The 13529-nt window shown below is 29.1% G+C and carries 6 protein-coding genes; 3 read left to right on the top strand and 3 right to left on the bottom strand.

The annotated features are described in order from the left end of the window. Together ACN5J5_RS12485 and ACN5J5_RS12480 are read right to left on the bottom strand one after the other, a co-directional pair. Window positions 1-3765, bottom strand: a complete 3765-nt coding sequence (locus tag ACN5J5_RS12485; protein ID WP_418645221.1) for an efflux RND transporter permease subunit — start codon at window positions 3763-3765, stop codon at window positions 1-3. Between the two features lie 110 nt (window positions 3766-3875). Beyond that, window positions 3876-4289, bottom strand: coding sequence for an HYC_CC_PP family protein (locus ACN5J5_RS12480; RefSeq protein ID WP_418645220.1), 414 nt, complete (start codon window positions 4287-4289; stop codon window positions 3876-3878). Window positions 4290-4458: 169 nt separating this feature from the next. On the opposite strand from ACN5J5_RS12480, the gene ACN5J5_RS12475 reads away from it, so the two are divergent. Next, on the top strand, window positions 4459-4842 hold the full coding sequence (locus tag ACN5J5_RS12475; protein ID WP_418645219.1) for a hypothetical protein: 384 nt from the start codon (window positions 4459-4461) through the stop codon (window positions 4840-4842). 61 nt (window positions 4843-4903) lie between these two features. Continuing rightward, window positions 4904-5569 carry a hypothetical protein gene (locus tag ACN5J5_RS12470; RefSeq protein WP_418645218.1) on the top strand — a complete coding sequence of 222 codons (666 nt, stop codon included), beginning with the start codon at window positions 4904-4906 and terminating at the stop codon, window positions 5567-5569. Here ACN5J5_RS12470 and ACN5J5_RS12465 read toward each other — a convergent pair. Beyond that, window positions 5561-7165, bottom strand: coding sequence for a tetratricopeptide repeat protein (locus ACN5J5_RS12465; protein ID WP_418645217.1), 1605 nt, complete (start codon window positions 7163-7165; stop codon window positions 5561-5563). The two genes, ACN5J5_RS12470 and ACN5J5_RS12465, sit on opposite strands and share 9 nt — an antisense overlap. Window positions 7166-7335: 170 nt before the next feature. On the opposite strand from ACN5J5_RS12465, the gene ACN5J5_RS12460 reads away from it, so the two are divergent. Further along, window positions 7336-13527 carry a T9SS type A sorting domain-containing protein gene (locus ACN5J5_RS12460; RefSeq protein WP_418645216.1) on the top strand — a complete coding sequence of 2064 codons (6192 nt, stop codon included), beginning with the start codon at window positions 7336-7338 and terminating at the stop codon, window positions 13525-13527. Window positions 13528-13529 lie beyond the last annotated feature (2 nt).

Here is a 13529-nt window from a genome sequence, read left to right as displayed (position 1 = left end):
TTATTTTTTAAGTTGTAATTCTTGTTTCCAACTATATAAAACGGGTACTACAAAAAGAGTTATTAAAGCCACAAGCATACCACCAAAACTAGGAATTGCCATCGGAATCATAATATCACTTCCTCTTCCTGTTGATGTTAATACAGGTAATAAAGCTAATATTGTTGTAGCCGTAGTCATTAAACAAGGTCTAATACGTTTTTCACCAGCTTCTACTATAGAGGCTCTAATTGCTTTTTTGGTTTTAGGAACATTTTTACTAAACGTTTGTGTTAAATAAGTGGCCATAACTACACCATCATCAGTAGCAATACCAAAAAGCGCTATAAAACCAACCCAAACCGCTACACTTAAATTTATTGGATGAATTTGAAATAAGTTCCGTAAATTTTCTCCGAATAAATTAATGTTTAAAAACCAACTTTGATTGTATAACCAAATCATTATAAATCCACCAGCAAAAGCCACTGCAATTCCTGTAAATACCATTAACGAAGTTGTTACAGAACGAAACTGAAAGTATAATATTAAAAAGATTATTGCTAAAGCTAAAGGCACTACTACCGAAAGTGTTTTTTCTGCTCTTAGTTGATTTTCGTAAGTACCAGTAAATTGATAACTGATTCCTTTAGGTACTACTAAATGACCCGAAGCAATTTTAGATTGAATTAATGCTTGTGCGCTTTCTACAACATTTATTTCTGCATAATCTTTTAATTTATCAAACAAAACATAACCAATTAAAAAAGTGTCTTCACTTTTTATAACCTGGGCACCTTGCTCGTATTTTATAGTTGCCAATTCACTTAACGGAACAGATTTTCCTTTAGCAACAGGAATATAAATGTTTTTTAAATCGGTTGGATTTGCTCTTAACTCCCTTGGATAACGTACTCGTACACCATATCGTTCACGACCTTCAACAGTTTGTGTTAAAACCATACCGCCAACAGCAACTTTTAAAACATCTTGTACATTTTGTATAGAAATACCGTAACGTGCTATTTTTTCTCTATCAATGTCTATTAATAAATAAGGTTTACCAACAATTCTATCAGCAAAAACAGCTTCTTTTTTTACACCTTCAACTTGTTTTAAAAGCGTTTCTAATTGTACCCCAAATGCTTCAATTTGTTTTAAATTCTGACCTTTTACTTTAATTCCCATTGGAGCTCGCATACCTGTTTGCAGCATTACCAGTCGGGTTTCAATAGGTTGTAGTTTTGGGGCAGAAGTAACACCAGGTAATTTTGTAACACGTACAATTTCGTTCCAAATATCATCCGCAGATTTTATTTTTGGTCGCCAATTACGATAAAACTCTCCGTTATCATCTTCAATTAATTGTTTGGCAGTTATGGTAAAATCTGTAGCAATTTTATTTCCTTTATGTTCAGTAATATTCGAATTTAATTTAGTGTTACTGTTTTTAACAAATCCACCATTTTTTAGTTCGAATAAACCATCGTTATTGGTTTTATACCGTTGTCGTGTGCCGTTTTTATTAAGCATATATTCGGGTTTGTACTGAATTAAATTTTCGTACATCGATAAAGGAGCAGGGTCTAAAGAAGATTCTACTCGACCAGCTTTACCAACAACGGTTTTAATTTCAGGAATACTTGCCACCGCCATATCTAGTTGTTGTAAAACTCGCTTGTTTTCTTCTACTCCGGCATGTGGCATTGAAGTTGGCATCAGTAAAAAAGATCCTTCGTTAAGAGAAGGCATAAATTCTTTCCCAGTATTTTTCATAATTAAAAAACCACAAATAACAATAGTAATTGGAATTGATAAAAACAGGAGTTTGTTGTTTAATGCCCAGTTTAAAATTTTGGTATAATTTTTTCTAAATACGGTAAATACACCCAGTAATCCGAAGCAAATAATACTTACAAAAATGAGGTTCCAAAAAATATTTTCATCTATCCCTAATGGCCTCCAATATTCAGCTAATAAAAACACAATTGTTAAAGCAGATATGCTAATATTTAGGTGGTTTTTAGAAAGTGAAATTGGAAAATGAAAGACTGAAAAATTGATTTTATTTTTATTAAAATACAAGAAATATAAGGCATTTACAGCAAAAGCAATTAAAATACCTCCTAACCAGTATCCGAATATAAAAGCAAGAATACCAAAGAAGATTAAAAGAATATTTAAGCCGATATTAAATACTTTTTTAATTGTTCTTTTTTTGAATAAAAACGCAGCAAATGGCGGAATTAAAAATAGCGCAACAATTATAGAAGCGGTAAGTGCAAATGTTTTTGTAAAAGCTAAAGGTCTAAATAATTTACCTTCAGCACCAATCATTGTAAAAACCGGAATAAAACTAATAATTGTAGTTAAAACGGCTGTAATAATAGCTCCCGAAACTTCGGATGTTGCGTTGTAAACAACAGTGTTAATGGGTGGTTTATTGTTGTTTTCATCTAAATGCCGAATAATATTTTCGGATAAAATAACTCCAACATCTACCATGGTTCCAATAGCAATTGCAATACCAGAAAGTGCAACAATATTGGCATCTACTCCAAACGCTTTCATGGCAATAAATACCATTAAAACGGCAATGGGCAGTAAGCCAGAAATTAAAATAGAAGCTCTAAGGTTAAATACCATGATGATAATGACTAAAATGGTAATTAAAATTTCTAAAGTTAAAGCTTCGTTAAGCGTACCTAAGGTTTCTTTAATTAATTCTGATCTGTCATAAAAAGGAACAATTGTTAATTGCGATTTTGTACCATCTTTTAATGTTTTAGAAGGTAAACCAGCACTTAATTCGCCAATTTTTTCTTTCACATTATTAATTACCTCTAAAGGATTAGCGCCGTATCGAGCAACCACTACGCCACCAACAACTTCAGCACCTTCTTTATCTAAAATTCCGCGTCTTGTTTTTGGAGCAAGGGTAACTTTGGCAATATCCTTTATTTTTAAAGCGGTAAAATCTTTAGAAACTACGACTGCATTTTCAATATCAGCAATAGATTTTATATACCCTAAACCTCTTACTAAATACTCCACTTTATTAACTTCAATAGTTTGTGCGCCAATATCTTTATTGCTTTCTTTTACAGCTTTTACAATTTGTTGTAAACTGATGTTGTATTGTCGCATTAATTCGGGATTTACATCTATTTGATATTCTTGAACGTAACCACCTATAGAGGCAACTTCTGATACACCGCTAGCGGAAGATAAAGCATACTTAACATAGTAATCTTGCAGACTTCTTAGTTCATGTAAATCCCAACCACCAGTAACATTATTGTCTTTGTCTCTCCCCTCTAAAGTGTACCAAAATATTTGTCCTAAACCTGTGGCATCAGATCCTAAAGACGGATTTACTTCATCAGGTAATAGGTTATTAGGTAAAGAATTTAATTTTTCTAAAATTCTACTTCTACTCCAGTAAAAGTCAACATTTTCTTCAAAAATGATGTATATACTAGAAAATCCGAACATAGAAGAACTACGAATGGTTTTTACTCCTGAAATACCTAACAAAGAGGTTGTTAAAGGGTAAGTGATTTGATCTTCAATATCTTGTGGCGAACGACCTTCCCATTTTGTAAATACAATTTGTTGATTTTCGCCAATATCAGGAATCGCATCTACTGCTACCGGATTGCTAGGTAAAAAGTAAGTGTTCCAATTAAAAGGTGCGTTTACGGTTCCCCATCCTATAAATAAAACGAGTAATAAAACAGCTACAAGTTTATTTTCTATTAAAAATTTGATGCTTTTATTTAGCATAATATTTGATACTTAAACAATTAAACTTAGATGTTTGTAAAAACATCAGACACAGAAAATTATCCTTAAAACATAAAAGTTATAGGATAATACAGTTAATTGTTAAAAAATCAAATTAAATAAAGTTCGTTTACTTTGTAAATTTCTTTGTAAACGAGTGGAGGTTTGTATTCTTGAAAGTATTTTTTTGTAGTTGTAAAATCTTTAAAAAGATGTACGTAGCTGTAAACAAATGAAGCTACAAATTGTTGTTGTTTAAAAGTAAGAATTTCAAAAGATGGTTTTATTTCATCTTTACTATCAAAAGCAATTTGTACATTATTACAACAGTCCTTTTTTATGATATCGCAATTTTTAAGTGCTGTTTGTTGCATTTCCATACCACAATCTTTCGCTTTCTTAAAAACGGCAGTTTCAACTAAAGTGTCTCCACAATAATGCATATCAATAGTAAACGACATTGTAGAAAGTATTACTACAAATGCCATTAAAATTGCTGCTATTTTATGGACTGTTTTTTTCATTATTGGGCACTAAATTACAAAATTTTGCTTTACTTAATTTTAAATTAATGTTAATTAAAAAATGTATGCGTAATTTATTAGGCATACTTATTATAAAAAGTACTTAGTTTTAGGTATTTTTTATAATAAATGATTTAAATATATTTAAAATCAATAAAATATAAATGTCATGAAAAAAATATATAGTATAGTTTTTTTGTTTTTAGTAACACCTTTATTTAGTCAGGCAATAAGTGAAGTGAAAACAATTTTACAAGAAAATAAATATGGTAATACTCGTTTAATGGTAAAACCGTTAGCTTATGATATGAAAGCTAAAAAACCGACTTCTAATTTTGGTGTATATGCATTGTTAGTATGTTATAACTATAAAGGGAAACAAAAAGCATTACATCAAGATTTAACGTATGATTTTGCGAATAAAGGAGAAAAAGAAATTTTTTTAGAAATGGGCGCAAAGCGATCTAACATAAGTATAATAAGTACACTTTTTTATCGTAGAGATTTAACTCCAGAAAATGAACGACCAAAAAAATCAGATTGTTTTAAGTAAAATCTGATAGCTTTAATGTGTTATAAATTGAATTAATTATAAAATTTGTCTTAAAAAATAGATGATTAAATATAAAAAAATAAGAGGTCATAATCGTATTCAAAAAGAAATTGAAAAATGGAAAAACAATAATTTAAACTTAAATATTGAATATTTAGAATCTTATAAAAGAGAATACTGTAAAGTATGGGTAAGTCCGTTTTCTGATATTTCAGTTTCACGAGCAGAAAATCCATCACCAAAAAATAAAAATCGTAAGCTTATAATAAAAAGCTTACTCGATATTTATAACAGTTGGGAAAAGCAATTAAAAGCGTTAAATAAACCTTATTACTTAACAATTTGGTTGTTTGAGCAAGATGTAGCAAAATCGCAAATAGTTTGTGCAATAGATGATTATATTGATTTTTATAAAACAACCTTTTATCGTCCAGAAAAACAACGTAAAATGCCTGTTAAAAATTATGGTAAATTCAAAGCACAGTTAACTGATTTTAATTGGATATATGCTCACGATGAAAATTATTTTACCAAAGAAGATGTTGAAATGGAGATTGATGATTATTTGACACTCGCAGATTATAGCTCTTCTAAAAAATGGTATAAGAAAAAGTTAAAAGAAAATCCAAGGTCATACACAGATGGTTTTGGTAATACAACTTATTATACTAAAAAAGGTGTTATTTGGATTGGTACAAAAAATGTAATTATTGATGATTTAAATTAAATCTTTAATAAATTGTTCTAACTCGATACCTTTTAAAATATTCATTTTTTTACGAATACGATAACGTGCAGACTTTACTGAGTCGAGCGATACATTACGAACATTCATAATTTCTTTATTGCTTAAATTTAAAGAAATTAAACTACAAATTTCTCGCTCGCTTTTTGTTAAATCAGAAAATTGTTTAATTAAAATAGCTTCTAATTTATTGTTAACCGTATTTGATTTTTCGCTAATCGTATTTAATTTTTTTTCAGTTTGTATTTGTGTTTGTAAATCAATAATTAAAGATTGGTATGTTTTTAAATCCTTAGTATTAGGGTTATTTTTAATTGCTTTAATTTTTTTTAATAACCCTTCTTTAAACTGAAAACGCATTTTATTGTCTATTTCTAAATGCTCAGTATAATTATTAATGTTTTCTAGTTTACTATTTAGTAGATCAAACTCTAGTTTACGTTTTTCTTTAAGTTCAATATTTAACCTTTTTTTGTATAAATAAAAAAGGATCGTGCAAAAAAGAGCGAGAGCCGTAATAATTAAAAGAATAACATATAATTGAACTTCTTTTTTTTGAGCTTCCGCTTTAATAACAAGCTTTTGTTCTTTAGCTGCATATTGTAAGCTATCTTTTAATTGTTCTTTTTCAAAACTATATTTAAGTTCTAACTCTTTTATTTTTTTGGAATTTTTAAAATTAAAAATAGAATCGTTATATACTTTATAAAGTTGATAGTCATTTAGTGCTTTTTTATAGTTTTTTAAAGCTTTATAATTTTCACTTCTAAATTTTAAATTAATAGATGTACGATCTCGATAACCATTTTTAGTAGAAATATTTATGGCAGAATCTAAATATTTAATAGCTAATTTATGTTGCTTTAACATTTGGTAGTTAAGCGCAATGTTACCGTAAAAAGTTTGCAAAGATCTTTCGTTTTTTTTCTTTTTATAATAATCAAGTAGACTAAAATAAATAGATAAAGATTCCTTATACTTTTTTAAATCTATATATAACCGTGCTTTGTTAGCTTTTAAACGATTACTACCTCTTTTCTTTTTTAAAATTGCAAATAAACTTGCTGCTTTATCATATACTTTTTCGGCATCATGTAGTTTTTGGGTTCTCCTATAAACAATTCCCATAGCTTCATAAGTAAGTGCTTGGTTTAATGAATCATTTGTTGATTTATAAATTGTTAAAGCATTTTTAAAATAATTTAAGGCATTTTCATAATCATTTATATAACGATTAACATTGGCCATATCAAAATAATTAATAGCAATACGTGTACTATCTTTTAAAAACTCATTTACACGTAATGATTTAAATAAATAATCTAAAGCTTTAGGGTAATTTGCTAAATCTCTATTAGCGTAACTTAAGTAAGTGTAAGATTTTGCTAGTTGTGTTTTTGTATCATTCTCTTTTGCTTTTTCTAATGCTTTAGCAAAGTAAAAAAGTGCTTTTTTAGGGTTTTTATTTCTATGTTTTTTTCCTGATTTCATCAGTTTATTAAAAATAGAATCATTCTTTTGTTGCGAAAAACAATAGGTTGTTTGTATTAAAAAAAGAATAAATAAAAGATGTTTCATTGAAATAAAAATGATGTTAAAAACAAGATCACAATATAAGGTTTTTCATTTTAAAATGTTTGTCAATTCCATGTAACATAAGGCTTGCCACTTTTTGCCACTCTTAAAATAATAGTTTGTAAAGTAAGATCTAGTATTATTGTAAAGTATACAAAAATCTACTTTGCCTTATGAAAAAACTATTACTCTTTTTGGTTGTTATTTCAAGTCAGCTTTGTTTTTCGCAAAACGTTCCTATTTCTGATGCCAATTTTGAACAAGCTTTAATTGATCAAAACATAGATAGTGATGGTACATTAAACGGATTGATTAATAGAGAAGACATTAACTCTTTATTGAATTTAACCATTCAAAATATACCATTAACAGATTTAACAATTTTAAGACACTTTGATGATTTAGAAAACTTAACTCTTGTAAATTGTTCGTTAACGAGTATTGATTTAAGTGATAATGATAAATTAAAACGCTTAACGCTTCCAGATAACAATTTAAGTAGTGTAGATTTAAGTAATAATAGTAATTTACAAAACGTATCTCTTCAAAATAATGTTATTACGAGTATTGATGTTTCAAATATAACGCCCCTTGAAATACTTTTACTTTTTAATAATAACTTAACTACTTTAGATGTTTCTGCAAATCAAAATTTATCGGCGTTACAGATAAATAACAACGCTTTAATTGCTTTAAATGTTAGAAATGGGAAGATTAATTTAAATCCAATAATCAATAACAACCCAAATTTAAGCTGTATTACAGTTGATGATTCGGCACATAGTACTGCAAACTGGAATAACAAAGATGCGCATCATTATTTTAGTGAAACCTGTTCTCAAACCTATGTTCCAGATGATAATTTTGAACAAGCTTTAATTGATTTAGGTTACGATTATGCATTAGACGACTATGTATACACCGAAAATATAAACACCATAACCACATTAGATGTTAGTAATAAAAGTATTTTAAATACTACAGGTATTGAAGCATTTGTAGCTTTAGAAACATTAGATATGAATACTAACTTTTTTAGTCAAGCTATTAATTTTTCGGCATTCACTCAGCTTAAAACTTTAGATATAAGCAATAACGCGTCTTACGGATTGTCTGGTGAAACCATAGATATTACTGGTTGCATTTTATTAGAATCTATAAACATTTCTGGTAATGGTATGTCTAACCTTAATATTTCAAACAATACCAATCTTGAGCATTTTACAGCAGGTAATAATAATCTGTCAGTTCTAAACCTTTCTACACACGTCAATTTAATTGAGATTGTAATTAATAATAATGATTTAGCTATACTTAACGTTAAAAATGGTAATAATAACAATGTTACAAATTTTAATGCTACCGAAAACCCAGGCTTAGTGTGTATAGAAGTGGATAATGAAGCTTACAGCACTACCAACTGGACAAATATTGATGCTGCTTCAACCTTTACTGAAACATCTTGCGAATTAACGTATATACCAGACGATAATTTTGAACAAGCACTTATCGATTTAGGTATTGTAAGCAATACCGTTATTGATGATTATGTATTGACTTCAGAAATTGAAACTGTAGAGTCTTTAATTATTGGAGCACGCTCTATTTCTAACCTTACAGGAATAGAAGATTTTGCCGCATTAAAAGATTTTAATATTGGAAATAGTAACGTCTCTACAATAGATATGTCATCCAATTTGGCATTACAATCGTTACAATGTAATGGAAACCCTCTGACATCATTAAATATCTCTCAAAACAATGCATTGACATTGTTACGTGCAAACCAAACTAGCCTTTCCGAAATTGATGCTTCTAATAATACGGCTTTAACGAGTATAAATGTTAGTAATTGTCCGAATTTAACACAGTTGAATATTCAAAATGGCAATAATACCAACATGTCTGGTGGTAATTTTAGCGCTAATAACAACCCAAATCTTTTTTGTATTCAGGTAGATACTGCTGCTTATAGTACCACTAATTGGACAACTATTGATGCACAAACATTTTTTAATACCAATAGTTGTGAGGTTACTTATGTTCCTGATGATGGTTTTGAACAAAAACTTATCGATTTAGGTCACGATGATGTGTTAAACAATTACGTAACAACTAGTCATGTTAGTAACCTTACTTCAATAGATCTTCGTTTTCAGAATATTGTTGATATGACAGGTATTGAAGATTTTACAGCCTTAGTAACCTTACAATGCCAAGTAAATAATATCACTACCATAGATATTTCTAACAATACAAATTTAAGAACCGTGTATTGTGATAGAAATAACATTACAACCTTAGATGTTTCTACACTTACCGATTTACAACTGTTAAGAGCTTATGATAATAACTTAGCAGCACTAGATGTAAGTAGTAATTTATTATTAGATAATTTAAATGTAACTAATAATCCTATCTCAAATTTAAATGTTTCTAACAATACACAACTTATAAATTTTGAAGCAAGTAATACAGCGTTAGAAGATTTAGACTTAAGCAGCAATACTTTATTAACGAAAGTTATTGCAAATAATAATGCAAATTTAGCAAGCTTAAATATTAAAAACGGTGAAAATACAAATATCTTAACAGCAAATTTTGATAGTACAAATACCCCTAATTTAACTTGTATACAAGTAGATGACGTTACTTATAGTACTGCAAATTGGACTGCTATTGATATGCAAACCAGTTTTAATGAAAACTGTTATTATGGCCTAACTTACGTGCCAGACGATGCTTTTGAGCAAACACTTATTAACTATGGCTTAGACGATGTATTAGACGATTATGTAGTAACTAGTAATATTGATACAATGCCATTTTTTGGCTTTAATAACACAACAATTTCCGATGTAACTGGGTTAGAAGATTTTATCGCTTTACAAGAACTTAATATTACTAATAATCCAAATATAACAGCAATTAACGTGACAACCTTAACACAGTTAATTGAGTTAAATTTGTCTGACAACCAATTAACAAGCATCGATGTTAGTAACAATCTTCTTTTAGAAAGATTAAGGTTAAGAAATAACAATTTAACAAGTCTTGATATTAGCAATAATACAGCAATAACAAGTTTACAGCTTAGCGGTAATACTATAAGTACAATAGATACAACACCATTAAATCAATTACGTTTTTTTACTTGCAGTAGAAATCCTATAACTAGTTTGAATCTCTCTAATAATCCAGATTTAGATTATATAAGTGCTTCAGAAACTAATATTACAAATATTGATTTTTCAAACAATCCGTTGTTAGACGAAGTTTATTTAAGAGACAATTCTATTTCAACCTTAGATTTTTCAAATAATCCAACCTTAAAATATCTTTTCGCATCCAGTAGTGCTATAGGATCCATCAATTTAGGTACGGCAAATGCTTTACTAAAATTAGAACTAGACGATAATAATTTAAACGCTTTAGATGTTTCAACTGCAATCGCTTTGGTAGAACTGAATGTAGCAGACAATAACTTAACCGAATTAGATGTCTTTAATAGTGAAGATTTAAACATACTAAATGCTGCAAATAATAGCATTTTGAGTTTAGATCTGTCCAATAATAAAGATGGCGGTTTATCTGAAGTTATCGTAAATAATAATGCTTTAGAATCTTTTAATATAAAAGGTGGCGATAATTCAGAAGTTACTGTGTTTAACGCCTTAAATAACCCAAGTTTAACTTGTATTCAGGTAGATGATGCAGCGTATAGTACAACCAATTGGACAAACATTGATGCACAAACAAGCTTTAATGAGTTTTGTCCAGAATTTTATACCTACGTGCCAGATGATAATTTTGAACAAGCTTTAATAGATTTAGGACATGATGATGTGCTAGATGATTATGTACTAACAAGTAACATTAACACATTAACCAGTTTAAATGTATTTTTTAAAGGAATTGCCGATGCTACAGGTATTGAAGATTTTGTAGCATTAACATATTTAAACATCAGACAGAATGCTTTAACTAGTATTGATTTAAGCAATAACACACAGTTAACTATTATAAATATAAGTTATAATAATCTTACAAATATTGACGTTAGTACAAATATCCAATTAGAAGTATTATATGCTCAAGACAACACTATTAATACAATAGATTTTACCAATAATGCCCAGTTAAGGGCTATAAAATTAAACGATAACAATCTAACAAGTATTGATGTTACGAACCTTTCGGTTTTAAATGAGTTAAGTATAAGCAGAAATACTATTAATACACTAGATGTAAGTTCAAATCTAAGCCTATGGAATTTATATGCAGAAGAATGTGGTTTAAGCACTATCGATTTATCTAATAATAACTTATTAGAAGAATTGTATATAAACAATAATACCTTAACGGCATTATCAATATCTAATATGCCAAATCTTATAGAATTTCAAGCAGCAGATAATATGCTTAGTAATGTAGATCTTAGTAATAATTTAGAACTAGAGTCTGTATGGCTTTCTAATAATACCATTACAACAATAGATGCTTCGGCAAACACAAACTTAAATTACTTAATTGTTGAAAATAATAATTTAGAAAGTTTAAACGTAAAAAACGGAAACAACATAGATATGCATAATATGCACGCTACAGGAAACCCAAACCTTAGCTGTATAGAGGTAGATGATGAAAATGGAGCATATTTAACAGCTACTGGTGGTGGTAATATCTTAAAATGGCAAAAAGATGCAGGAGCTAGTTTTAGTGAAAATTGTGGAAATATTAGCTCAATAAACTGGACAGGAAACACAAATTCCTCTTGGTTAACGGGCAGTAATTGGAGTGGTTCAGCAGCACCAATTATTACAGATAATGTAATTATTCCAAATGTAGCAACAGCACCAGAGGTAAGTTCGGTAGTTCAGATAAATAACTTAACAGTTGAAGCTTTGTCATCATTTGATATTTCAGAAGATGGATCACTAACCACAGATAGAGATTTTACAAATAGCGGAACTTTTAAAATTACATCTACAGCTTTAAATAGCGGATCTTTATTGGTAAAAGGGACTTCAAATGGAACGGTAACTTATGAGCGTGGAGGTTTATTGGCCAGTAAATGGAGCATTGTGTCGGCACCTGTTGATGGGCAAAGTATCAAAGAATTTGTAGAAAATGTAAATAACAATATTCGAGTAAATACAACTACTTCACCAAATCGTTATGCAGTTTCTTATTATGATGATAGCAAACCATCGGGATCAAAATGGATATATTATGATGTAGCTTATTTAGCTGCAAATCCGAATATAACCTTCGAAAAGGGGAGAAGCTATGCTATATCAAGAGGTACTGACGGAACGGTAAGTTTTACAGGAACAGTTACGATTAACAATATTAGTAAAACAGTAGTTGCATCAGAATGGAATGCAATAGGAAATCCGTACACTGCTTTTTTACCGATAAACGAAAACGGAGGAACTAATTTTATCAATGAAAATTCAAGCAAGTTAGACCCAGCAAATGTAGGAGTATATGTTTGGGATAATCAACAAGATAAATATGTTGGTAAATCATTAATAACCTCTGAAGCTTCTTTAGCACCAGGACAAGGTTTTTTTATAAAAACAAGCACAGGAATATCTGATGTTATTTTTAATGAATCTCAAAGAAAAAATCAACCAATAACAGGCGGAGTTTTTGCAAGAGGAATTACGGTAAATAAGCCAAGTATTCAATTATCAGCAACTTCAAAAAACACAACAATTACAACAGTAATTAAGTATTTTGAGAATGCTACAATCGGATTAGATCCAGGATATGATTTAGGAAACTTTGGAAGACAAGATTTTGATATTTATACAAAACTAGTAGATACTGAAAATAAAGGCGATTTTACAATTCAGTCTTTACCAATTAATAATATCGAAACCACAATTATTCCTTTAGGTTTAAAAATTTCAGAAGGAGAAGAAGTAACATTTACAGCAACCTTAAAAGATTTATCAGCAGGAGTTTCAGTTTTTATAGAGGATAAAAAACTACAAACTTTTACAAAATTAAATGCTAGTACAAACGATGTTTATACAGTAAATATTACAGAAAAAGTAAATGAAACAGGTCGTTTTTATTTACACGCAAAGCAAAGTATAATACCTAATGAGATAAAACATATTGATGAGGTTAAAGTGTACACAAATGAAAGCAAAAATTTAATTATTGATGGAATTTCAGAAGGCGATTTTACAATAAAACTATATACCATTAATGGTCAATTATTATTGAATAAAACCATTGAAGCTAAAGGTAAAAACACGATGCCTTTGTTAGATATAGAAACTGGAATTTATATTGTAAATGTAGGATCAGAGTTAGGAAGTAAAACGCAAAAAATTATACTTAAGAAGTAAAT

The organism is Tenacibaculum insulae, assembly GCF_964512435.1.
GTDB lineage: Bacteria > Bacteroidota > Bacteroidia > Flavobacteriales > Flavobacteriaceae > Polaribacter > Polaribacter insulae_A.
Note: the sequence above shows the minus strand (reverse complement) of the source record. Positions and strands in the feature narration are given on the sequence as shown.

Excerpts from the sequence above, each read along its gene's own strand:
- ACN5J5_RS12480 (WP_418645220.1), bottom strand. The coding sequence starts at position 4,289 with ATGAAAAAAACAGTCCATAAAATAGCAGCAATTTTAATGGCATTTGTA.
- ACN5J5_RS12465 (WP_418645217.1), bottom strand. The coding sequence starts at position 7,165 with ATGAAACATCTTTTATTTATTCTTTTTTTAATACAAACAACCTATTGT.
- ACN5J5_RS12485 (WP_418645221.1), bottom strand. The coding sequence starts at position 3,765 with ATGCTAAATAAAAGCATCAAATTTTTAATAGAAAATAAACTTGTAGCT.
- ACN5J5_RS12475 (WP_418645219.1), top strand. The coding sequence starts at position 4,459 with ATGAAAAAAATATATAGTATAGTTTTTTTGTTTTTAGTAACACCTTTA.
- ACN5J5_RS12460 (WP_418645216.1), top strand. The coding sequence starts at position 7,336 with ATGAAAAAACTATTACTCTTTTTGGTTGTTATTTCAAGTCAGCTTTGT.
- ACN5J5_RS12470 (WP_418645218.1), top strand. The coding sequence starts at position 4,904 with ATGATTAAATATAAAAAAATAAGAGGTCATAATCGTATTCAAAAAGAA.